We start from the raw sequence: 21,007 nt of genomic DNA on the forward strand, positions 1-21,007 counted from the left end.
AACATGATCTTCCGGTCGCTGATGACCTCCCACAACCCGAACCTGGCGATCTACAACGCCGATGCCGCCAATTCGCTGCCCGCGATTCTCGCCGAAGCGTTGATCTACACCAGGCCCGGCATCCTGGAGTTGCTGCCCGCGCTGCCCGACCAGTTCTCCAAGGGCACGATCACCGGCGTGCGCGGCCGCAACCGCATCCGGATCGCGTCGCTCACCTGGGACCTCGGCGCCCGGACCGTCACCGCCACCGTCACCTCCGACATCACCCAGACCGTGACGCTCATCTGCCGGCGCGGGATCGTTTCGGTCACCACCGGCGCGGGCGTCGCCACCTCGCCGTTGGGCAGCCACGCCCGCCAGGTGTCACTCACCGCGGGTACGACAACCCAGATCACCGTCGGCCTGGGCACCGGCGGCCCGCCCACCGGCGTCGTCCGCCTGGTCAACCGCAACAGCGGCAAGGTGCTGGACGTCTCCGGCGGCTCCACCGCCGACGGCGCCGCCATCGTCCAGTGGCCCTGGAACGGCGCAAGCAACCAGCAGTGGCGGATGTCGCAGAACTCCGACGGCTCGTTCCGGCTGTCCGGTGCCGGCAGCGGCAAGGTCCTCAGCAGCCCGAACGCCAACCAGGGCGCCGCCCTCGTCCAGACGACCGACAACAACGGCGCGAACCAGCGGTGGAAACTCACCCCTGCGGCCACAAGCGGCTACTACCGGCTGATCAACGTCGGCAACGAATTGTGCGCGGACGTCGAAGCGGGCTCCACAGCCGACGGCGCCCGAGTCATCCAATGGGCCGACAAGGGTGGCGCCAACCAGGAGTGGCAGATCGTCGCTGTATGACACGGGGGATCCAGCCGCGTTCCGTCGCACTGCCCCGCCAGTGCCGCGTTGGGCAACGTTTGCCTAGCGAGGTCTGTGTGATACCTTCGGCAGCGCCGTGCAGCAGTACGACTGGAGGAGGTGAGACCGATCAACGCTTTGATGACAGATCGGGGCTCCCTCCTGCGCATGGTCTAGGGAGCGCCCGCACAAGGCACCCCCGAAAGGCTTTGAAACGCTATGCGCTTCAGCTTGACCTCTCAGACGTCGACCGACGGCGTCACCGAACAGTCCTTCACCCTCGGCGAGATCACCGGTGTGCTGTTCACGCCGCAAGGCGCCACCGGCCCCCGCCCGCTGATCCTGATGGGACACGGCGGCGGCCAGCACAAGAAGGCTCCCGGCGTCCTGACCGGCGCGCACCGGTTCGCCGCCGAAGGGTGTTTCGCCGTCGCCGCGATCGATGCCCCTAGCCACGGCGACCGGCCGAAAGATGAACAGTTCATCCAGTTCGCGGGTGACATGCGGGCCCGCATGGCCGCCGGTGAGGATCCGACCGAGCTGGTCGCGGCCATGCACGACCTGCTGGCCGGGCGGGCCGTCACCGACTGGCAGGCCGTTCTGACCGCGGTCCAGGAGCTCGACCACGTGGGCGCCGGCCCGGTCGGCTATTGGGGTGTGTCGATGGGCTGTGGGCTCGGTGTGCCGCTGCTCGCCGCCGACTCCCGGATCCGCGCCGCGGTGCTGGGCCTGCTCGGCGTGCACGGGCTGGCCGCACCCGCCGCCCGGGTCACCGTGCCGGTGCAGTTCCTGCTCCAATGGGACGATACGCGGGTGCCCAGGGACCAGGCCTTGGCGCTGTTCAACGCCCTGGGTTCCACCGACAAGACGCTGCACGCCAACCCCGGCGACCACGGGGGAATCCCCACGTTCGAGACCGATAATGCGCTGCAGTTCTTCGCCCGGCACCTTGGATAAGGCCGCTGCCTTATAGCTGGCGACGCGCTGGCCGGGGTCCGTTCCCGGCCAGCGCGTTCGAACCAGACTGTTCGACATGGCCGAGCGGGGGGACTGTAGAAAAAACGGCTCTGTCTCGTATTCGGCTCTGGCTCACTTTCGGTGGTGACCGAGCGTGGTCACAGGCGACAAGGGCGCGCTGGGGACGAATCAGCCGGCCAAAAGGGGTCGTGACGCGGTCCGGCGCGCAAGGGCGCGGGCAATCGCACGATCTTTCGGGCGTCTGATGAGGAACTCGCCCAGCTCCGCGACGTCAGCTTGATGCGCACGTTCCGTTACCACCGAAAGTGAGCCAGAGCCGTTTGATTGACAGACCCTCACCTTGATCATTTACGTGAGGAAAGTGCCTTGAACTGGGAGGATTGGACTTGCTGAGGGTCCTGTCCGCACCAGTTCGAAAGGCATTTTTCGAGTGCAGCTCATCGGTCGTCTTTTTTCTCTGCCTACTGTTCGTAATAATTGTGACCCGGCCTCCCCGGTGACGCTGAAATCTTGCCCCAGTAGTAGACGTATAAGGTGGGCCGGTGGCCGCTCCGGTTTTAATGCCAGTACCACCGTAACTTGTGCTGCGAATCGTGCTTGAGGAATGTCGCGGTAGTTTGGGTCCGGCGCGTTCAAAGGTTTGAACGAACGAAGCGGGAGTCAGTTGCCCGGGGGTTGTTCGATCACTGTGTGGGGTGGGGTCTGCCGCGTGGTGGAGTAGTCGACGTCGTCTTCGTCGATGACCTAGTCGGCGGGTGGGGCGGTGACCGTGACCTTGGATCCCCAGTCGGTGTAGCGGGTGTCGCTCGCGTAGTCGTCGCTCAGGCCGGCGAACGCGTCGCGGGTCACCAGGCGGGTCACCAGGCCTTTGCCGTCCACCCAGAGCCGCCAGGTGATTCTCTCCTGCCTGTCCTTTTCCTTCGAGCTGAAGGAGGTCATCTCGCGGAAGGAGCGAGAAGCCGTGCGGAGCTCGGCCTGGGTGATCGTGCCCCTGTACTGGGTGCCGCCCTGTTCGGGCAGGCGGTGGGTCGAGACGCGCAGCAGGAGTGCCAAGGTGGCCGGCTCGAACACGTTGATGCCCTGGTCGCCGAAGACGGTGCCCCATTTCTGCAGGGGCCTGTCGACGCCGGCGCGTACACACGACTTGCCGGCGGGAAGGTAGGTGCTGGCCGGGGCGACGTCGCAGTGGTAATGCCTCCCATCAACATTGATCATGTGCTGCACGTAGACGGGGACGTCCTTACCAGCGGGCCGGCTGGAGGTGGCGCGCCGCACGACGTCCGCGGCGACGACGCCGGAGGGACCGAACTGCAGCGTGCCCTTGCGGCGTATGGTCGTTGCGTTTTTCTTCCAGTCAATACGGACGGTCTCGACGAGTCGCACGCCGCGCCCGGTACGGAACTGCTGTTTGAGCGCGTTCACCGGATCGACCGCAGCGAAGGGGACAGCGGCCGCCCGGGTGGGTGCGGTCGTGGAATGGGCGGGCAGGGCCACGACGGTGGTCGCGGCGGCGGCGAGTCCGGCAATGAAGCGCTTCACGTGAATGCTCCCGGAAATGCCCTCACTGCGTGTGAGAGGAATGAGGGCATTCTCGCAGAGCAAGATCGCGGAGGACGTCAATATTTGGGGAGATATGTCGTACTGATTGTGGATGTTCTGTGCAGAAGGCACCCATCCGCAGGTTCCTCACCCCCGTTGTCGGCGCGCTTGACGAGCAGCATCCGTCCGGCGTCATCGGTGATCAGCGGGCCCCACAGGTTCGGCCCGCCACTTCAGCGGCGCCTCCACGGGGGCGCGCCCTCTTGGCCGCTACCAGCCCCAGCACGGCCGCCGCCGCGCCGGGGCATCTCCCGGGACACGACCGCCGCGCACGCTCAGGCGCTCAGCACCTTGCGGAGCAGTTCGGCGAACTCGGCGGGGTGCGTGCTGAGGCCCGTGTGCCCGCCGGGGAAGTGGACGAGCTCCGTGCCGAACCGCTCGGCGAGGAGGGCGGCGGGACGGTAGGGCAGTTCACCGCGCGAGTCCGCCCCGCCCGCGAGCACGAGCCGGTCCGACAGGGCCGCCAGGCGATCCACGTCCGGGACATAGGCCATGAAGCTCGGCACGATACGCCCGAGGAAGTAGGGCAGGTTCGCCATCGTCCGCTCAGCTCGTGCCGCCGCCCCCGGTGGCGGCTCGATGGCCGCCTCGGCGGTGACGGGCTGCTCGGCACCCGGCCTACGCAGGCCCGCCGCGAACTCGGCCACCGCGGGCATCAGGCCGTCCCGGCGGAACGTGTCCTGGACGCGGGCGAGCAGCGCGCGGTGCTCGGCGGCGTCCGGCAGCACCTCTACCACCGGCGGCTCATGCGCCACCACGCGTTCGATCCGCTCGGGATGGGCGGTGAGCAGGTGCAGTGCGACGATCGCCCCCGAGCTGCAGCCGACCACGCGCGCGGGCGCGTCCGGAGACAGCAGTCGCAGCAGCCGGAACGCGTCGTCGGCATGCCGCGCGACCTGCTGAGGGGCCTGCGGGTCCTCCAGCGGGCTGCGGGACAGGCCGCGCGGGTCATAGGACGCGACCGTGTGGCCGGCGGCCAGGTCGCCGGCGATGCCGTCGTAGGAAGCCGCGTCGCCGGCGCCGCCGGGGATCAGCAGCAGGAGCGGGCCGCTTCCACGCACCTCGTAGTGCAGGGTGGCGCCGTCCACGCGCAGGCGGCCGGTGGTCGGGTCGGTCATGAGGGGTCTCCTTCACGGGGTGCGGGCCAGTGCTCCAGGAGGGAGTGCAGGGCGTCGAGGCAGCGGGCCCAGGAATCCTCGGCCGGGCGCGCGTGCGCGAACCCGCCGGCGGCCTCGAGACTGACGAAGCCGTGGAGCGTGCTGCGCACGAGCCGGACCGCGTCGGTCAGGTCGGGCTCGGCCAGTGCGTAGGCGCGCAGCATGCTGTAGGTCAGCTCGACCGCGCGCCGCGGGCCGGGCGCCCGGGCCGCGAGCTCGGGATCGATCTGCGTCGGGATCTGTGTCGCGGTGTACCGGCCGGGGTGGTCGTGGGCGTAGGCCCGCCAGACGTTCGCGAACGCCATCAGCGCGTCCTTCCCCGCCTGCCCGGCGGTGGCTTCGGCGATGCGGATGGTCTTCTCGTCCGCCGCCAGCAGCGCGATCCGCCCGCGCAGGTCCTCCAGGCCGCGCACGTGCACGTACAGGCTCGCGTCCTTCACCCCGAGCCGCCGCGCCACCGCCGACATGGTCACGTGGTCGAGCCCGACCTCGTCCGCCAGCTCGGCGCCCGCGAGCGTCACCCGGTCCGGCGTCAACCCGGCCCGTGCCATGTGCGCCCCACCTTCATCCTAGGATTATTAGGAAAAAACTAGTGGTCCTAGGATGAACCTTGTGCTCCGAGGATGTCAAAGCGGAGTAGGAGATCTTCGTCGCCTCGGCTTTCTGGGCGGGGGTTTCCGGACCCGTCGGCGCCTCGTCGGGAGGTGACGTATCCGTGAAGCCGTGCCGAGGCATAGGTGCCGGAGCTGTGTTGTGGAGAGGGCCGGGCGGCTACACCCCGAACCTCTGAGGCCGCCAAGAGGGACGGAAGCGCCGTGGTGGCCAGGGCCTCAGCGGAGCCGGCCATGAGAACAGCCGCTTTCCGTCGCGGCCGGGACGGGGAGCCGTCGAGCTCTGCCGCACCACCGGCGACTTGCTGAAATCCGACGCGCTCTCCCCGAAGGCATCGCTGCCGCTCCTTGCCGCGATCGCCGAGGAATCCCCCTCATGAACAAGCGCGCACTTGACCTCGACCGGGTCGAAACCCAGCTCCGCGACGCCCGCTGGCACATCAGCAGCCTCAGCGGCGGCACCAACTGCGTCCAGGTCGCCTTTTTGGACCGGGGTATCGTCGCCCTGCGCGACTCCAAGAACCCGCACAAGGCGCCGCACCTGTTCACCGACGCCGAGTACGACGCCTTCACCGGCGGTATCGAACGCGGCGAACTCCGACGCCCCTGAGTTCGCAAGACCACCGGGATGAGAGTTTCACGATAAGCAGCCAGCGGCCCGGCAGGGGGTAGACAGGGCGTCCATGAGAAAGGTGTGGCTGGTGATCACGATGTTCGGGTTCGTTCTCATGGCCGGCGCGTTGGTCTCCTTGCAGATGACTCCGCCCGGGGTGGACCGGCTGCTCAGATCGTCACTGCTTCTGGCGGGATTCGTGCTCACAACCGTCGGATCGATCGCCCGCTGGCTCATCGCTTATGACAAGGACGGTTGAGAGCCCTGATGACCCGTGCGGCGACAGGCGCCCGCGCGGCATCAAGGGCGGCGAGTTCGACATCTGAGATCCGCCGATCCTGTCCGGTGGTCGCCTGAGGTGAGAGCCCCCGTCGCGGTGGGGGCTCTCACCCGTTTGCGGGTGCTCGCCACGAGCATCACCGTTCGGCCGCTTCGGGCTCAGACGTTCGCCATGGTGTCCCCTGCTCCGATGAGGTCCTGCCGGTCGGCGTTCTTTCCCAGGTAGGCGCGCAGGTGCCGGGCGGTGAGGGAGTCGCCTCGGGCGACGAGGTCGGCGGGGGTGCCGGTGAAGACGATCCGGCCGCCGTCGTGCCCGGCTCCGGGGCCGAGGTCGATGATCCAGTCGGCGTGGGCCATCACGGCCTGGTGGTGCTCGATGACGACGACCGTGTTGCCGTCGTCGACGATCCGGTCCAGCAGGGCCAAGAGCTGGTCCACGTCGGCGAGGTGCAGGCCGGTGGTCGGCTCGTCCAGCACGTAGGTCGTGGCCTTCTCCGCCATCCGGATGGCCAGCTTGAGCCGCTGCCGCTCGCCGCCGGACAGGGTGGTGAGCGGCTGGCCCAGGCCGAGGTAGCCCAGGCCCACGTCGGCGAGCCGGTCGAGGACGGCGCGCGCCGCGCCGAAGCTCGCGCCCGAACCCGTACCGGCGCCGGAACCGGGAGCGAAGAAGTCGCGGGCCTCGGTCACCGACATGCCCAGCACCTCGCTGATGTCCTTGCCGCGCAGCTTGTGGGTGAGCACCTCGGGCGTGAACCGCCTGCCCTCGCACTGCTCGCACACCGACGCCACCCCGGCCATCATGGCGAGGTCGGTGTAGACCAGGCCGATGCCCTTGCAGTTGGGGCAGGCGCCCTCGGAGTTCGCGCTGAACAGGGCCGGCCTGACCCCGTTGGCCTTGGCGAAGGCGGTGCGGATCGGGTCGAGCAGCCCGGTGTAGGTGGCCGGGTTGCTGCGGCGGGACCCGCGGATCGCGGTCTGGTCGACCACGGCGACGCCCTCCCTGCGGGGGAGCGAGCCGTGGATCAGCGAGCTCTTGCCGGATCCGGCGACGCCGGTGACGACGGTGAGCACGCCCAGCGGGATGTCGACGCTCACGTCCTTGAGATTGTGCAGGGTGGCGCCCTTGATCGACAGCTGCCCGAGAGGCTGCCGCACCTTCTCGCGCAGGCGGGCACGATGGTCCAGGTGGCGGCCCGTCAGGGAGTCCGAGCGCCGGAGCCCGGCCACGTCACCGGTGTAGCACACCCGCCCGCCGGACGAGCCCGCCCCCGGGCCCAGGTCGACCACGTGGTCGGCGATCTCGATCGTCTCCGGTTTGTGCTCGACGACCAGGACCGTGTTGCCCTTGTCGCGCAGGAGCAGCAGCAGGTTGTTCATCCGCTCGATGTCGTGCGGGTGCAGCCCCACCGTGGGCTCGTCGAAGACATAGGTGACGTCGGTCAGGCTGGAGCCGAGGTGGCGGACCATCTTCACCCGCTGGGCCTCGCCCCCGGACAGGCTGGAGGACTCGCGGTCCAGGCTCAGGTAGCCCAGGCCGATCTCGACCAGCGACTCCAGCGTGTTGCGCAGGGTGGAGATCAGCGGCCCCACCGACGCGTCCTCGATGCCCCGGACGAACTCGGCCAGGTCGCTGATCTGCATGGCCGCGCAGTCGGCGATGTTGCGGCCGTCGATCTTCGAGGCCAGCGCGGCGGGGTTGAGCCTGCTGCCGCCGCACGCGCGGCAGCTCGTGAACGTCACGGCCCGGTCCACGAACGCCCGGATGTGGGGCTGCAGCGACTCCCGGTCCTTGGCGAGATAGAGCCGCCGTACCTTGACCAGGAGCCCCTCGTAGGTGGTGTTCATCGTGCCGATTTTGATCTTGGTGGCGGGCTTGTGGAGGAAGTCCTCCCACTGGGCCGGGGTGTAGTCCCTCAGCTTCATGTCGGGGTCGAAGAATCCGGCGTGGGCCAGGCCTTGCCAGTACCACGAGTCCACGGTGAAGTTGGGGACGGTGATCGCGCCCTCGTTGAGCGAGCGGTCGACGTCGACGAGCTGGGAGACGTCGACGTCCGACACCCGCCCGAGCCCCTCGCACTCCGGGCACATGCCCTCGGCGCTGTTGAAGCTGAAGGCGGTCGAGGTGCCGACGTGGGGGGTGCCGATCCGGCTGAAGACGATCCGCAGCATCGTCTGCGCGTCGGTCGCCGTGCCGACCGTGGAGCGGGAGTTGGCGCCCATGCGCTCCTGGTCGACGACGATCGCCGCGCTCAGGTTGCGCAGGGCGTCGACGTCGGGACGTCCCTGGCTCGGCATGAACGACTGGACGAAGGCCGTGTAGGTCTCGTTGATCAGGCGCTGTGACTCCGCCGCGATGGTGCCGAAGACGAGGGAGGACTTCCCCGAGCCGGAGACCCCGGTGAAGACGGTGAGCCGCCGCTTGGGAATGTCCAGCGAGATGTCGGCCAGGTTGTTCTCCCTGGCGCCGCGGACCTCGATCACGTCGTGGCTGTCCGCGGCGGCCCGGCCGTGCCGCGGGCCGCGATCGCCGGCCGGTATGGCGGATGGGAACACGAACCTTCTCACTTGATATCCTTATGCTGTAAAGAGTTGGCCCGGCCAAGTTAGTTTATGCCGTAAGGAGTTGCAAGTGGTCGTCTTCGCCGGACAGGGCGACGCGCGCCGTTCGATGGCGCTGCTGTGGCGCACCACGGGATCAAGTGACACACGTCCCGGGCCCAAACCGGCCCTGAGCGTGGACCTGATCGTGGACACGGCCATCGCCGTCGCCGACGCGGAGGGGATGGCCGCGCTCTCCATGCGCGCGGTGGGCGAGCGGCTCGGCCGCACGGCCATGGCCCTCTACACCTACGTCCCCAGCAAGAGCGAGCTGGTCGACCTGATGTACGACCGGGCCCTCGCCGAGCTGTCCACCCGCCACGACCTGGCTGACGGCTGGCGGGCGGCGGTGACCGCCTGGGCGCGGGAGACCTGGGAGTTCTACGTACGGCATCCGTGGGTGCTGCAGGTGTCGCAGGCGCGCCCCGTGCTGGGCCCCAACGAGTACGTCATGATCGAGGAGGCGCTGCGGATCCTCCGCGAGACCGGGCTGAAGGCCGGGACGCTGCGGTACGTCGTCGGGACGCTGTTCTACTTCGTGCGCGGGGCGGCGCAGACGGTCGCGGAGTCGAGGCAGGCCCCGGCGGCGACCGGGATGTCGGACGAGGAGTGGTGGTACGCCCGCTCGGCCCTGCTGACGGAGGTCGCGCCCGACTTCGCCGAGCGGTTCCCGACGACGGCCTGGCTCGCCGGCGAGGGCGCCTACGAGTCCAAGGACGAGACCCTCCCCTACATGGAACAGGAGGGGAGGGACACCTTCGCCGCCGGGCTCGCCATCCTCCTGGACGGGATCGAGGCGACGGTGAGCACGGCCGGAGTCTGAGGGCGCCGTCACGGGGGCGCCGTCACGAGGGTGCCGTCACGGGGGCGCCGCCGTCACGAGCTCGTAAGAAATCGCGGGGGCGCCTGCCCCTACGCTGAGCGCATGATCAAAGTGCGAGCGGCAACTGCCCTGATCTCGGTGGCCCTGCTGGCGTGCGCGTGCGGCGGCGCCGGAGGGGACGACACGGCCGATCCCGCACGCGGCACCGCGCCGCCGCCGGCCGCGGCGCCATCCACGCCGGCGACACCGACGGCTTCGGCCGACGCCGTCACGCCGGCGGCGGTACCGGCCGCGCTGGCCTTCTCCGCCAGGACACTGGACGGCGAGTCGTTCCAGGGCGCGAACCTGGCAGGTAAGCCGGTGGTCTTCTGGTTCTGGGCGCCGTGGTGTCCCAAGTGCCTTTCCGAGGCGCCCGCCGTCAAGGCCGCGACCGCCACGTTTGGCGAGGTCGCGTTCGTCGGTGTGGCGGGCCTGGACACCGAGGCGGCGATGAAGGAGTTCGTCCAGATGACCGGTACCCGCGACATCACGCACCTCGCCGACGTCAAAGGCGCGGTGTGGACCAAACTGGGCGTCAGCCAGCAGTCGACGTTCGTGTTCATGAAACCGGACGGCTCCACCACGAAGGTCTCCGGCCCGCTCGACCAGGACGCGCTGGACGGTCACGTCCGGCGGCTGCTCGGCCGGTAGCGCACGTACCGCCATGACCTTCGACAACCTGGAGATACGAGCGTGAACGTCGCCGAGGTGCCGCTCGCCCTGGCACTGGCCGCGGGCACGGTGGCCGCGTTCAACCCGTGCGGTTTCGCGATGCTGCCCGCCTACCTCACCCTGTTGATCGCCGACGGCGGGCCGGCCCGCGGCGGGCCGATCGCCCGGGCGCTGCTGCTTTCGGCCGCCATGACCGCGGGCTTCGTCACGGTCTTCGGCCTGTTCGGGGTGATCGTCACCGCGCTGGCCGTGTCGGTCGGCCGTTACCTGCCGTGGGTGACGATCGTCATCGGCGTGCTGCTGGCGGGACTCGGCGTGTGGCTGCTGACGGGCCGCGAGCTGCTGCTCCGCCTTCCCGGGACGGCCGCCGGCCGTCCCGCCACCTCACCTCTGTCGCTGTACGGCTACGGCGTGTCGTACGCGGTGGCCTCGCTGTCGTGCACGGTGGGACCGTTCCTCGCCGTCACCTCGGCCTCGCTGTCCGGCGCCGGCCTCCTCGGCGGCGCGGCGGCGTTCGTGGCCTACGCGCTCGGCATGGGCCTGGTCGTCGCCGTCCTGTCCCTGGCGGTGGTGCTCGCCCGCGGCGCCGCGGTGGCCGGGCTGCGGCGGTTGCTGCCGTATGTGTCCAGGGCCGGCGGCGGACTGCTCCTGCTGGCCGGGCTGTACGTCGTGTACTACGGCTGGTACGAGCTACGGGTCTTCTCCGGCGGGGCCGCCGACGACCGGATCGTGGGCGCCGCGACGGCCGTGCAGGGAGTCCTGGCGGGGTGGCTGGCGTCTGTCGGCGCGGGCTGGGTCGCCCTCGCGCTCGCCCTGCTGGCTCTGGGCGCGCTCGCGCTGCGCGCTGTGCGGCGGCGGCACGCTCGCCGGGCACCGGTGCCGGAGGTGCCGGTCGAGTCGCCGCCGGTGTGAGCGCGCGGGTACCCCTTCGGTTGATGATCACGGTGGAACGCGGCAGGCCCTGATCTCCTGCCGCGCGCCGATCGCCACGTCGGGCGGGTGGCGGGCCGGCTTCATGCCGGCCTTCCCCGGGCCCGGGGAAGGCCGGCATGAAGCCGGATGCCGCGCGGTCGCCTAATCGAACCGTTGCTGGGCAGGAACGCCTCATGAAGAAGTTTTTCAAGGTCGTGGTGGCACGCTGGCTGGCCCGTACGCCGTTCGGGCTGGCGATCCTGGGGGTGGGCTGGTTCCTGGGGCGGCGGCGCAGGCAGCGTGAGCAGGAGCAGGCCGGGCGAGGTGGGCGGGGATACGTGACGCGGGGGAGCGGGCGCCCGCCCCGTTCCGGCCGGCGCTGAACCCCGCCACCCTCACGGGCGAGCTGAACTCCGCCACCCTCACGGGCGATGGGATGACGAGGGCGGCGGGGACCGGCGGCCGGGGCGTGGGCGGATCTCGTCCGCGATCCGCGCGCGGATCTCGTCCGGCAGTCCCTCGTACGCGGCCAGTCGCGTCAGAGCCGCACGGCTCTCGGGCACGGCCCTGGTGTGGAGGAGTGCCCACACGGCCTTCTCGACGGCCGTTCCCCGCCGCGCGTACAGCTCCGCGAGGTCCATGAGCCAGGGCGTGAGCGCCTTCTCGTCATCGACCATCAGGCCGCACCAGACCAGGGTCTGCTCGGCGATCCAGGCGGTGATGCGCCGGGTCCAGATCTCCTCGAAGTCCGTGGTGTCGACGCCGTGGCGGGCGCACTCGACCCTGGCGCCGGCCATGCGCCCGGCGGTGACGTGCCGGGCGTAGGGCATGCGTCCGCGCAGAACGGCCCGGATCCCGGTCCACTCGGGGTACTCGTCGTCCTCGTGATCCCGGACGGTCGGCTCCTCCGGGGGCTCGGGCGAGGCGAGCGGGAGCCGGGGCAGGCACGCTTCGAGCACGGCCCGCGCGTAGGCCAGGTTCTCCGCGTGCTCCTCCGTCTCCGGTGGCCAGACGAAGCCCGAGTCCCAGGAGAACGGGTAGGCCCGGACCACGTCCGGCAGCAGCGGTGTCTCGTCCAAGGTCATGTGACTCCCAGGAAGCCTCTGATGTCAGAGATGTTCCGCACATGCTTGCAGCACCGCCGGACGGGCTCGCCGATCGGGGTTTCCGCCTTCGACTCGCGAGGCCCGGCGAGACGCAAGCCCGGCGGCTTGCCTGTCGTCCGGGTCGATCGCGCCCAGCAGGGTGTGCGATGCCGCGGTTGATCGGAGGAGGTGCCCGGAAGATCGTGCCGCCCGCTCCGAAGGGCGAGCTCCTGCACCTGATTCCCCCAGCCCACCGGTTGCCCCTTCTCGGTGGCGGTGAGGGTGATTGGGCAGGTCAGGCGGGGGTAGGCAAACTGAGATCATCTTTCGCCCGTTCACCGCACGGGCGCGGCCAGATATTCCGGGGGCACCATGTCGCATTCCGAGCCCGACCACGAGGATGCTCCGCTGGCGGACCGCCGGGCGGACCAGCGGGATGTCCACGACGAGCCCGACTTCGCCGACGAGTTCGCTCCTTCGCCGACCGATCCGGCCGGCCAGCCCGAGGACGATCCCGACGCCGACGTCCACGGGGAGGACGAGGGCTACGACAGGCCGACCTCGTCCTGAAGGGGCGCGATCTCTCTGACGTGACGCCCTGCGGCGGGCCGGGGACCTGGGGACCCGAGGACCCGTGCCGCGGGCGGCTCCGGGATGTCCGGTCCCCGATCACTCCCGCGCCGGATGCGAATACCGCCAACGGACGAAACCCAGGACGGCGACACCGCCGAAGTAGGCGGCCAGCACCCTCACGGGCAGGCCCACGGGCCCGTGGGGACCCGGGCCGGCCAGGGCGAGGGCCAGGAGCCCGGCGAGCACGGCGCCGGCCCCGGCGATCGTCAGTGCGGCGGGCCACACGCCTTTCACCGTGCCCACGGGATCGGACCACGGTCCCGTACGCTGCTCGAAACGTCCGAACACCGCGACGAGAAGGGCCAGAACCAGCGCCAGACAGGCGAGCCAGGGAACGCGCAGGAGCAACCAGAGCGCCGACCCGGGCGTGGCGTCGGGCATCACCGCCGTTCCGTGGAGCAGCAGGACGCCGATCACGACGGCGGTCATGTGCCAGAGGAAAAGCGTCATGATCACTGAGTTGATCGTCACAACGACGGTCCACGGGCCCGGCCGCCGCATCCACCGGTTCCCCCGGTCACGCATCCACAAGGCGATTCCCGTCTGCGTGACGGCGAGAGCCAGGAGGGCCGGCGTGGGCGGAGAGGTGTTCCGTATCCTCTCCCCCTCGAACCCCACCATGCTGACCGGATAGGGGCCGACCACCGTGAGAAGCACGAGGGCGACGAACCCGGCCGCCGCCATCGGCAGAGCCACGCTCCGCCGGGACGGCAGGCTCCCGTCCTGCCAGGCGAAGCCGAGTTGATGCACGGCCAACCAGGCGAGCAGGAAGTTCGCCTGGCCCACGTAGGGAACGGTCAGCACCAGCCGGGCGAAATCACCCACGCCGACCAGGGCCGCCAGGGTGATCGGCACCGCCAGGCCCGCACGCCGGTGCAAGGCGTACATCGGCGGGGTGAGGACCGTCACGGCGATGTAGGCGACCAGGAACCACAACGGGATCGAGGCCAGCCAGACCGCCACGCCGATCAGGTCGGGCTCGGCGCCCAGCCCCCTGGCCGTCAGAGCCGCCGCCGCCAGTCCGCCCAGCAGCGTCGTCGTCGGGCGCAGAAGCCGAGCCGTCCGGCCCAGCACCCAGCCTGTGGCGTCGCCACCCCGCCTGAGACGGGAGGTGAGGGACGCGGCGTTCGCGAAGCCGCCCACCAGGAAGAACAGGGGCATCACCTGGAACAGCCACGTCAGCGGACGGGTCCACGAGGCGACCTGGAGGATGCTCGCGCCCTGGAAACCCTCGTCGTCGCGGGTCACATGGATCGCCAGCCAGTGCCCGACGACGACCACCGTGATCGCGACGGCGCGCAGCAGGTCGACATAGCGCTCCCGCTGCGGCGGTGTTCGCTCGGCCAGTTGCCGCACCTGCCGCGTCATCCTCCGGACGACCCGGACAAGGTGCGCTGCCATGTCGCCGACGATTGACATGAGGAGAACATTCCTCCATCCATGTCATGTCAAGCGGTCTCCCGCCCACAGGTACGGGTCGTCGGGGGTGGCCGTCACGACGGGGCGCAGCTGCGCCGTCTTGGCGCGGGCAAAGGCGCAGCACTCGTGTCAGGGCGCCCAGCACCTGGGGGAGGGGTCGCGTTCCGGTCCCTGCTCCAGCCGGATGGAGGAGGAGGCGCTGATCCCGGCGAGCATCGCGACCTCCTCACGACGCGGTCCCGGCGTGCGGGATGAGGGGGCGTGCAGGAAGCCCGCCTGTGCCGGACCGGTGGCTTCGCGTCGGGCGCGCGGGAACTCGCCGAGCAGGTTGCGGGGACCGTTGTCCGTTTGATCACTATATATAACTATTGTTCGTTTGGTCGGGCAGGGCACTTCGCCGCCGATCGGCCGAGGTTCTCACCTCGGGGCCGTCACCTTCCGCCGGGTGGCCCGCCTGGCTCGCCGCTTCCCGGGGCGGATTGGCTGGTAGTAACACACCCAGGCAAATCGGATAAGTCGGACATATGCTTCCCCAATGGCGAGCGAAAGCCTGCTTGGCGAGTTCCTGCGCGCCCGGCGCGCGATCACCACTCCCGGCCAGGTCGGACCACCGGACACCGGACTTCGCCGGACGCCGGGTCCGCGACGGGAGGAGGTCGCGATGCCGGCCGAAGTCAGCACCAACTACTACGTCCGCCTCGAACAGGGACGCGAACGTCACCCGTCCGACCAGGTGATCGGCGCCCTCGCGGAGGTGTCCGGCCGCAGCGGCGACTCCCGCCGCCTGTGGGCCCGGCACGACGTACGGAAAGAGGTCGGTCACGTCGTGTGCTTCCACCATGAGCTCGTCGGGGAGCTGACGGTCGACTGCGACATGTTCTCCGTCGCCGAGGCGCCCGGCCGGCGACTGGTCACCGTCCAGGCCGCCCCCGGCAGCCCCTCGGCGCACGCGCTCGCCGTGCTCTGTCGGCGAGCCCGCGAACGCGATCCCGTCTCCGGCCGTCCCGCGCGGCGCTCCGACGCGGGGAGTGAGCGCCCGGTCCTCGGGAGGACGTCATGCTGAGCCGGTACCTGCCGTCGCTCCGGGCCCGCAGGACGGTGGCGACCGCCGTCGTCGCGGCGTGTGTGTGCGTCGGCGTCGGCCTGCTCTTCCTGCTGTTCGCCGGCGGCAGGGAGGCGGATTTCGCCCAGGCCAACGTCACGGACGCCTGGAACCAGGTGGTCCCCCTCATCCGGCAGGGCCCGCTCCCGCCCGTCCTGCCCAAGGGCGAGGTCGAGGCGATCCAGGTGCTGGACGCCCACGGCCGGGTGGTGGCGTCGACCTCGGAACTCGCCGGCAGGCCGCCGATCGCGACCTTCCGTGCCGACGACCGGAACGTGCGCGCCACACGGGTGCTGTGCCCGCCGCGGGGGCTGGAAGGCTGCATGACCGTCACCTCCTACAAGGTCTACCAGCCGCAGGGGGTCTGGCTGCTCTACGTGGCGACCCCGCAGGTGCCCTGGTACGGCACGGCCGCGGACCTCCTGCTGGTCGTCGGCGCGTCCCTGGTCGTGACCACCCTGATGACGGTGTGGTCCTTCCGCGACCTCACCAAGGCCACGGCCCCGGTGAACGCGATCCGGGCCGAACTCGGCGAGATCACCCTCACCGCCCTCGACCGGCGGGTCCCGGTCCCCGCGGACTACCAGGAGATCAGGCTCCTGGCGGAAACCGTGAACGACACCCTGGACCGTCTCGAAAGCGCCTACACCCGGCTGCGGCGCTTCACCGCGGACGCCTCCCACGAGCTGCGCACCCCCATCACCGCCATGCGCACCCATCTGGAGGGGGCGCTGCTGCACCCGCAGGACACCGACTGGCCTGAGATGACCCACGCCGTGCTCGCCGGGGTGGATCTGCTCCAGGTGACCGCGGCCGACCTGCTGACCCTGACCAGCCTGGACGCGCGCCCCCTCCTGCGCCGCGATCCAACCGATCTGCGGCGGCTGGTCGGCGCCGAGCTGAACCGCCGGCCGTGCCGGCACAAGATCGTCAAGGACCTGGCGGAGAACGCCCACGTCGAGTGCGACCGGCTGCGGATCACCCGGCTGCTGGGCAATCTGCTCGACAACGCCGAACGCCACGCCATCTCGCGGATCACCGTGAGCGTTCGGGCCGAGGGGGCGTCGGTGATCCTGGAAGTCGCCGACGACGGCGCCGGGATCCCCGCCGAACACCGGGAGACGGTCTTCGATCGCTTCGCCCGGCTGGACGCCGCGCGCAACCGGGACGCGGGAGGGACCGGGCTGGGGCTCGCGATCGCCAGGGAGATCGCCGAAGCACACGGAGGCACGCTGACCGTCGAGGACAGCGAGCAGGGCGCGCGCTTCGTCCTGCGCCTTCCCGCGCGCGACGCCCTTCCGTCCGCCCGAACGGGATGAGCCGTTCCCCGGCGGCTCCGGCGCGCACGGCGGCGGCGCCGTCCGCCGGCGGGGGCGGGGCCTGGCTGGGTGGCGGTTACCCGGTCACCTTAACCTCACAGTTCCGAAATACGGTGATTTTATGGACGAGATCTGCCTGCTGGGCGACTTTCTTCGTGAACGACGTGAGGCTGTCTCTCCTCGCCAGGAGGGGCTGCCGGAGTCCGGCAGCCCCTTCGAGGAGTCCCTCACCTTCCTGAGCGGTCTCGACACGGGCTGACCGATCCCGGAAAGTACTTGACGGTACGGAAAGGAGAAAGTACTTTCCAGATAGGAAAGCATAAGGAGAGGGCATGGACATCACCCCCGAAGAGGCCGCGCGGACGCTGGCCCAGGTCCACGAGACGCAGCGAAAGGTGTTGCGCGCCGCGCCGCCGATGTTCCCCGCCTGGTATCCGGTGGCGGTGTGGGCCTTCGTCACCGGCATACAGTTCGTCACCGAGATCCCGCCCGCCTGGTGGATCGGGATCGCCGTACCGGCCCTGTCGGCCGCTCTCGTCCTCGCCGTCCTCAAGTTCGCGAGAGACGTCAGGGACGCGAAGCTGCGCCCGCACTCCTCGGTGGTGGACCCGTGGGCATGGGCCGGCTTCACCGGCTGGGTGCTCGTCACGGTCGCCGCGTCCGCCCCGCTGGCGTTGTGGTTCACGGATCTGGGCCTCGCCTACCCGCGCACCCTCATGGGTGTGATCATGACTGCGATCGTGGCGATCACCTCGCCGCTGCTGGCCAGGTGGATGTCCGGGCGGACCGCGAGGCGGGCGGAGATGGCGAAGCGATGACCCCGCGACTCGACCCGGCGATCCACGCGCCGACCCGGCTGCAGATCGTCTCGCTGCTGGCCGCCGCCGACGAGGCCGAGTTCGCCTTCGTCCGCGACAACCTGGGCGTCAGCGACTCGGTGCTGTCCAAGCACGCGAGCGCCCTGGAGGCGGCCGGTTACGTGAAGATCCGCAAGGGGCACGTCGGCAAGCGCCCGAGAACGTGGTTCAGCCTCACCCGCGAGGGGCGTGCGGCCTACGCCGGCCACGTCGCCGCGCTCCAGGCCATCGTCGCCCGTTCCGGCCTCTCGGTCCTCCCCGGCTGACTCCGGCCTCTCGGTCCTCCCGGCTGGGACGGAACCCGCCGGACCCGGCCCCCGGGGCGCATCGGGGCCGGCCCGGACGCGCGGCGACGGGCGCGCGTGACCGGGTGCGGGCGGGCCGCAGGCGTCCGGGTTCGCCTCCACCCCACGGGGTAGAGGCGGGGACCATGAATCCACTCACCTGGGATCAGGTCCACGCGCGGCGGCTGGCCCGCCACCATCTCGTGAAACCCGTCTCCGGCGACCCGCGCGAACCCGTGCGCGACGTGTGCGGGGTGCAGGCGCAGGTCGCCGCCGCGGCCGAGCTGGCCATCGGGTCGCGGGTGAAGGACGCCACGCGGGAGCGGGTCCGCGCGGAGCTGTACGACGGCAAGCGCCTCGTCAAGACGTACAGCCTGCGCGGCACCCTGCACGTGCACGCCGCCGACGAGCTGGCGCTGTGGATGGCGGCGATGCGCTGGAAGCCCTACTGGCGCGCCAAGGGTGGCTGGCACGCCTACCACGGGCTCACCGCCAAGCAGGGCGAGGCGTTCGTCGACGCGGTCCGCGAGGCGCTGGACGGCGAGTGCCTGACCCGCGAGGAGCTGGCCGGGGAGGTCTCCGGGCGCGTCGGCGCGTGGGCCAGGGACAGGCTCGCCTCCAACTGGGGCGAGCTGCTGCGTCCCGTCGCCTACCTCGGCGTGCTCTGCTTCGGGCCGGTACGGGGCGCCAAGGTGACCTACGTCAGGCCCGACCGGTGGGCGGGACTGAAGACCGAGGTCGGGGACCAGCCCGACCCGGAGGAGTCGGCGATGGAGATCGTGCGCCGCTACCTGCGCGCGTACGGCCCCGCCACCCACCAGGACCTGGCCCGCTGGTTCGCGCTCAGGCCGCCCGAGGCGCGCGAGGCGCTGCAGGCGCTCGGCGACGAGGTCGCCCGGGTCGAGGTCGAGGGGCGCGAGGCGTACGTCCTGGCCGCCGACGACGGCCACTGGCCGTCCGGCCCGGGCTGCCTGCGGCTGCTGCCGCAGTACGAGGCGTACGTCCTGGGCAGCGGTCCCAAGGAGGTCGTCGTGCCCAAGGACACCGCCGCGCGCGTCTTCGAGCACGGCCGGGGCAGGTACGAGGGCGCGGTCGCCCACCAGATCATGCTGGTCGACGGGGTCGTCTCCGGGATGTGGGAGCGCAGGGAGAAGGGCGGCAAGGTCGAGATCAGGCTGGAGTCGTTCGTCGAGCTCGACTCCGGCCGGACCGGGGAGCTGGAGAGGGAGGTCGAGCGCGTCGGCCGCTTCTACGGCGCCGAGGCCACCCTGTCCACGGGCAGGCTCACCGGCAGGAGGCGCTGAGTCCCTCCGGCGCCACCGCGCACGATCCCGGGTCCGCCGCGTTCCCGCTCACCGGCTGCAGCGCGCTCCGTTCCTGGGCGGGGTCAGGTCGACGAGGTAGCGGGTGACGGTGTCGTCGACGCAGGAGGAGACGCCGGTGGCGTAGACGGTGTGCCCGTCGGCGTCGTAGGTCAGCAGCACGGCCGAGGGCATGTTCCCGGCGACCTCCCTGGCCCAGCGGTACGGGGTGCGCGCGTCCCGGGTGTGGCTGATCAGCACGATGGGCCCGGCGCCCCTGGCGCGGGCGGGGGCGGGCGCGACCGCGGGTGAGGGCAGGAAGGCGCAGGTCAGGTTGGTGCCGTCGGAGAGGCGGTCGATACGGCGGATCTGCCCGGCGAGCCGTTCGTAGTCCCTCAGGTCCCTGGAGTGGGGACGGTCGAGGCAGCTGACCACGCTCGTCACCTCGTCGACGGGCAGGGACACCGAGGGGGCGCCGAGCCGGACCCGCAGGTCCGCGAGCGGGGCTCCGTCCCCGTCGGCCGCCGCGCCCAGCGCGGTGGACAGCTCCCGCCAGGAGGAGGGGTCGATGAGGGTGCCGCCGATCACCGCTCGCACGGTGTCGGCGTCGAGGTCGTACCTGCCCCCGCGCAGGGGCCTGGTCCTCGCCCGCGCGATCACCTTGTCGATGGCGGCGAGAACGCCCTTCGCGCTGCCGGCCGGGCAGGCCATCCGGGGATCGCGGGCACACGCGCGGGCGAAGGAGTGCAGCGCCGCGGTGTGGGCCCTGGCGCCGTGGAGGGAGTCGGTGTCCCAGTTCAGGTGCGCGGTGTCGATGCCGTCGAGCACCATGGCGCGGACGCGGCGCGGGAAGCGGTCGGCGTAGCGCTGGCCGATGTTCGTGCCGTAGGAGTAGCCGAGGAAGCTGATCGTGTCCTGGCGCAGCGCCGCGCGCAGCAGCTCCAGGTCGGTGACGACGTTGGCGGTGCCGACGTGGGGCAGGACGTCCTTGCCGGTGCCACGGGCGCAGGCCTGGACGACGAGCCGGTAGTACGGTGCGACCTCACCGACCAGCGGCAGGTCGGCGCGAGGCTTTCCGATGGGTTTGTCGCCCGCCCGCAGGCTGCAGTCGATGGCGGGCCTGCTGCCGCCCACCCCGCGGGGATCGAAGCCGACGACGTCGAAGCGCTCGCGGATCTGCGCGGGCCAGGTCTCGTGGAAGGTGCGCACCATCCAGGTGCCGGACTGTCCCGGCCCTCCGGCCGCGGCGACGAGCGTCCCGATCCGCTGGTCGGGCCTGCTCGCCGGGGCCTTGATCAGGGGAAGGGTGAAGGTCCTGCCGTTGCCGGGATCGGCGTAGTCGACGGGCACGGTGAGGGTCGCGCATCTGAACAGGCCGCACCGCCTCCACTTCGGCGCCTTCCTGATGAAACGTTCCAGGCGGGCGTCGGACGCGGGGCCGGGAGCCGTGGCGCCGGACGGGGCGCCGGACGGGGGACCGGACAGCGCGCCGGGCGGGGGGCCGGACGGGGGACCGGGAGCCGCGGCGAGGGTCCTGGCGCCGGACGTGTTCGCCGTGCCGTTCGGTACGCCGGCGAAGGCGGGACCGGCCCCGAGGCCCGCCGTGGCGACCACGGTGGCCACCACCGTGGTCGCCGCCGTGGCCAGCGCCACCACGGCCCCGGCCCACCGGCGCCGGGCACCGCCTGTCCTCGCCGTTCCCGCCGGCTTCTCGCCGTTCATGTTCTCTCCTTCGGGTCGGTCCTGATCGGTCCGCCCCACCTGCGGGTGGAGCCGAGGATCACCGGACGGCCGGAAAGAACTTCGGGGTGAGAAAATGAAGATCTTTCCGCTTCTATCTACCTTTGTAGGCATTTCGAGTTGCAGGCCGCTTTCGTAGTGCT

23 protein-coding genes are annotated in these 21,007 nt (G+C 70.7%); 15 read left to right on the plus strand and 8 right to left on the minus strand.

The features are described 5' to 3' along the window. Together AB0G15_RS39370 and AB0G15_RS39375 are read left to right on the plus strand one after the other, a co-directional pair. Nucleotides 1-843 (plus strand): RICIN domain-containing protein (locus AB0G15_RS39370; RefSeq protein WP_362850381.1); only part of this gene is annotated, 843 nt, incomplete at its 5' end. A 231-nt stretch (nt 844-1,074) separates the two neighbouring features. Further along, nucleotides 1,075-1,800 (plus strand): alpha/beta hydrolase, encoded by a 726-nt coding sequence (locus AB0G15_RS39375; RefSeq protein ID WP_362850383.1) that lies wholly within the window; start codon nt 1,075-1,077, stop codon nt 1,798-1,800. A gap of 765 nt (nt 1,801-2,565) precedes the next feature. Here the strand turns inward: AB0G15_RS39375 and AB0G15_RS39380 are convergent. The 3 genes from AB0G15_RS39380 to AB0G15_RS39390 all read right to left on the minus strand — a co-directional run bounded on the left by AB0G15_RS39380 (nt 2,566) and on the right by AB0G15_RS39390 (nt 5,128). Then, nucleotides 2,566-3,360: a hypothetical protein gene (locus AB0G15_RS39380; protein ID WP_362850384.1), complete on the minus strand. Its 795-nt coding sequence runs from the start codon at nt 3,358-3,360 to the stop codon at nt 2,566-2,568. Nucleotides 3,361-3,695: 335 nt separating this feature from the next. Then, nucleotides 3,696-4,538, minus strand: a complete 843-nt coding sequence (locus AB0G15_RS39385) for an alpha/beta hydrolase (RefSeq protein WP_362850385.1) — start codon at nt 4,536-4,538, stop codon at nt 3,696-3,698. Continuing rightward, on the minus strand, nt 4,535-5,128 hold the full coding sequence (locus AB0G15_RS39390; RefSeq protein WP_362850387.1) for a WHG domain-containing protein: 594 nt from the start codon (nt 5,126-5,128) through the stop codon (nt 4,535-4,537). Before AB0G15_RS39390 ends, AB0G15_RS39385 begins: the two co-directional genes overlap by 4 nt. A gap of 436 nt (nt 5,129-5,564) precedes the next feature. Between AB0G15_RS39390 and AB0G15_RS39395 the strand changes: the two genes are divergently transcribed. Continuing rightward, the gene (locus AB0G15_RS39395) at nt 5,565-5,798 is read left to right on the plus strand and encodes a DUF397 domain-containing protein (RefSeq protein ID WP_362850389.1); all 234 of its coding nucleotides are present in this window, start codon (nt 5,565-5,567) and stop codon (nt 5,796-5,798) included. A 91-nt stretch (nt 5,799-5,889) separates the two neighbouring features. Next, entirely contained in the window at nt 5,890-6,060 is a 171-nt protein-coding gene (locus tag AB0G15_RS39400; protein WP_362850391.1) for a hypothetical protein, read from the plus strand. 179 nt (nt 6,061-6,239) lie between these two features. Here the strand turns inward: AB0G15_RS39400 and AB0G15_RS39405 are convergent, their stop codons facing one another. Beyond that, nucleotides 6,240-8,633 (minus strand): excinuclease ABC subunit UvrA, encoded by a 2,394-nt coding sequence (locus AB0G15_RS39405; protein ID WP_362850427.1) that lies wholly within the window; start codon nt 8,631-8,633, stop codon nt 6,240-6,242. A gap of 76 nt (nt 8,634-8,709) precedes the next feature. On the opposite strand from AB0G15_RS39405, the gene AB0G15_RS39410 reads away from it, so the two are divergent. From AB0G15_RS39410 to AB0G15_RS39425, 4 genes are all read left to right on the plus strand, one after another. Beyond that, nucleotides 8,710-9,501: a TetR/AcrR family transcriptional regulator gene (locus AB0G15_RS39410; RefSeq protein ID WP_362850393.1), complete on the plus strand. Its 792-nt coding sequence runs from the start codon at nt 8,710-8,712 to the stop codon at nt 9,499-9,501. Between the two features lie 102 nt (nt 9,502-9,603). Beyond that, the gene (locus AB0G15_RS39415; protein WP_362850395.1) at nt 9,604-10,191 is read left to right on the plus strand and encodes a redoxin domain-containing protein; all 588 of its coding nucleotides are present in this window, start codon (nt 9,604-9,606) and stop codon (nt 10,189-10,191) included. Nucleotides 10,192-10,233: 42 nt separating this feature from the next. Next, entirely contained in the window at nt 10,234-11,124 is an 891-nt protein-coding gene (locus AB0G15_RS39420) for a cytochrome c biogenesis protein CcdA (protein ID WP_362850397.1), read from the plus strand. A gap of 194 nt (nt 11,125-11,318) precedes the next feature. After that, on the plus strand, nt 11,319-11,507 hold the full coding sequence (locus tag AB0G15_RS39425; protein WP_350977490.1) for a DUF6203 family protein: 189 nt from the start codon (nt 11,319-11,321) through the stop codon (nt 11,505-11,507). 39 nt (nt 11,508-11,546) lie between these two features. Here the strand turns inward: AB0G15_RS39425 and AB0G15_RS39430 are convergent, their stop codons facing one another. After that, complete coding sequence (locus tag AB0G15_RS39430; protein ID WP_362850399.1) at nt 11,547-12,209, minus strand: hypothetical protein; 663 nt, start codon at nt 12,207-12,209, stop codon at nt 11,547-11,549. A 372-nt stretch (nt 12,210-12,581) separates the two neighbouring features. On the opposite strand from AB0G15_RS39430, the gene AB0G15_RS39435 reads away from it, so the two are divergent. After that, complete coding sequence (locus tag AB0G15_RS39435; RefSeq protein WP_362850401.1) at nt 12,582-12,779, plus strand: hypothetical protein; 198 nt, start codon at nt 12,582-12,584, stop codon at nt 12,777-12,779. A gap of 99 nt (nt 12,780-12,878) precedes the next feature. Here AB0G15_RS39435 and AB0G15_RS39440 read toward each other — a convergent pair whose 3' ends face one another. After that, nucleotides 12,879-14,243, minus strand: a complete 1,365-nt coding sequence (locus AB0G15_RS39440) for an acyltransferase (RefSeq protein WP_362850403.1) — start codon at nt 14,241-14,243, stop codon at nt 12,879-12,881. A gap of 147 nt (nt 14,244-14,390) precedes the next feature. Next, a complete protein-coding gene (locus tag AB0G15_RS39445; RefSeq protein WP_362850405.1) occupies nt 14,391-14,654 on the minus strand; it encodes a hypothetical protein in 264 nt (87 codons plus the stop codon). Between the two features lie 142 nt (nt 14,655-14,796). On the opposite strand from AB0G15_RS39445, the gene AB0G15_RS39450 reads away from it, so the two are divergent. From AB0G15_RS39450 to AB0G15_RS39475, 6 genes are all read left to right on the plus strand, one after another. Next, nucleotides 14,797-15,324, plus strand: a complete 528-nt coding sequence (locus AB0G15_RS39450; RefSeq protein ID WP_362850406.1) for a helix-turn-helix transcriptional regulator — start codon at nt 14,797-14,799, stop codon at nt 15,322-15,324. Then, complete coding sequence (locus AB0G15_RS39455) at nt 15,318-16,682, plus strand: HAMP domain-containing sensor histidine kinase (protein ID WP_362850408.1); 1,365 nt, start codon at nt 15,318-15,320, stop codon at nt 16,680-16,682. The genes AB0G15_RS39450 and AB0G15_RS39455 overlap by 7 nt, the downstream gene beginning before the upstream one ends. A 121-nt stretch (nt 16,683-16,803) precedes the next feature. Next, nucleotides 16,804-16,941, plus strand: a complete 138-nt coding sequence (locus AB0G15_RS39460) for a hypothetical protein (protein ID WP_362850409.1) — start codon at nt 16,804-16,806, stop codon at nt 16,939-16,941. A gap of 73 nt (nt 16,942-17,014) precedes the next feature. Then, nucleotides 17,015-17,500, plus strand: a complete 486-nt coding sequence (locus AB0G15_RS39465; RefSeq protein WP_362850411.1) for a hypothetical protein — start codon at nt 17,015-17,017, stop codon at nt 17,498-17,500. After that, complete coding sequence (locus AB0G15_RS39470) at nt 17,497-17,805, plus strand: transcriptional regulator (RefSeq protein WP_362691618.1); 309 nt, start codon at nt 17,497-17,499, stop codon at nt 17,803-17,805. The genes AB0G15_RS39465 and AB0G15_RS39470 overlap by 4 nt, the downstream gene beginning before the upstream one ends. A 164-nt stretch (nt 17,806-17,969) precedes the next feature. Further along, entirely contained in the window at nt 17,970-19,127 is a 1,158-nt protein-coding gene (locus tag AB0G15_RS39475; protein WP_362850413.1) for a winged helix DNA-binding domain-containing protein, read from the plus strand. A gap of 48 nt (nt 19,128-19,175) precedes the next feature. Here the strand turns inward: AB0G15_RS39475 and AB0G15_RS39480 are convergent, their stop codons facing one another. Beyond that, entirely contained in the window at nt 19,176-20,846 is a 1,671-nt protein-coding gene (locus tag AB0G15_RS39480; protein WP_362850415.1) for an alpha/beta fold hydrolase, read from the minus strand. Nucleotides 20,847-21,007 lie beyond the last annotated feature (161 nt).

The organism is Streptosporangium sp. NPDC023825, from assembly GCF_040639575.1.
Taxonomy (GTDB): Bacteria; Actinomycetota; Actinomycetes; order Streptosporangiales; family Streptosporangiaceae; genus Streptosporangium.

Excerpts from the sequence above, each read along its gene's own strand:
- AB0G15_RS39385 (WP_362850385.1), bottom strand. The coding sequence starts at position 4,538 with ATGACCGACCCGACCACCGGCCGCCTGCGCGTGGACGGCGCCACCCTG.
- AB0G15_RS39390 (WP_362850387.1), bottom strand. The coding sequence starts at position 5,128 with ATGGCACGGGCCGGGTTGACGCCGGACCGGGTGACGCTCGCGGGCGCC.
- AB0G15_RS39395 (WP_362850389.1), top strand. The coding sequence starts at position 5,565 with ATGAACAAGCGCGCACTTGACCTCGACCGGGTCGAAACCCAGCTCCGC.
- AB0G15_RS39415 (WP_362850395.1), top strand. The coding sequence starts at position 9,604 with ATGATCAAAGTGCGAGCGGCAACTGCCCTGATCTCGGTGGCCCTGCTG.
- AB0G15_RS39425 (WP_350977490.1), top strand. The coding sequence starts at position 11,319 with ATGAAGAAGTTTTTCAAGGTCGTGGTGGCACGCTGGCTGGCCCGTACG.
- AB0G15_RS39430 (WP_362850399.1), bottom strand. The coding sequence starts at position 12,209 with ATGACCTTGGACGAGACACCGCTGCTGCCGGACGTGGTCCGGGCCTAC.
- AB0G15_RS39435 (WP_362850401.1), top strand. The coding sequence starts at position 12,582 with ATGTCGCATTCCGAGCCCGACCACGAGGATGCTCCGCTGGCGGACCGC.
- AB0G15_RS39440 (WP_362850403.1), bottom strand. The coding sequence starts at position 14,243 with ATGGCAGCGCACCTTGTCCGGGTCGTCCGGAGGATGACGCGGCAGGTG.
- AB0G15_RS39450 (WP_362850406.1), top strand. The coding sequence starts at position 14,797 with ATGGCGAGCGAAAGCCTGCTTGGCGAGTTCCTGCGCGCCCGGCGCGCG.
- AB0G15_RS39455 (WP_362850408.1), top strand. The coding sequence starts at position 15,318 with ATGCTGAGCCGGTACCTGCCGTCGCTCCGGGCCCGCAGGACGGTGGCG.
- AB0G15_RS39460 (WP_362850409.1), top strand. The coding sequence starts at position 16,804 with ATGGACGAGATCTGCCTGCTGGGCGACTTTCTTCGTGAACGACGTGAG.
- AB0G15_RS39465 (WP_362850411.1), top strand. The coding sequence starts at position 17,015 with ATGGACATCACCCCCGAAGAGGCCGCGCGGACGCTGGCCCAGGTCCAC.
- AB0G15_RS39470 (WP_362691618.1), top strand. The coding sequence starts at position 17,497 with ATGACCCCGCGACTCGACCCGGCGATCCACGCGCCGACCCGGCTGCAG.
- AB0G15_RS39475 (WP_362850413.1), top strand. The coding sequence starts at position 17,970 with ATGAATCCACTCACCTGGGATCAGGTCCACGCGCGGCGGCTGGCCCGC.
- AB0G15_RS39480 (WP_362850415.1), bottom strand. The coding sequence starts at position 20,846 with ATGAACGGCGAGAAGCCGGCGGGAACGGCGAGGACAGGCGGTGCCCGG.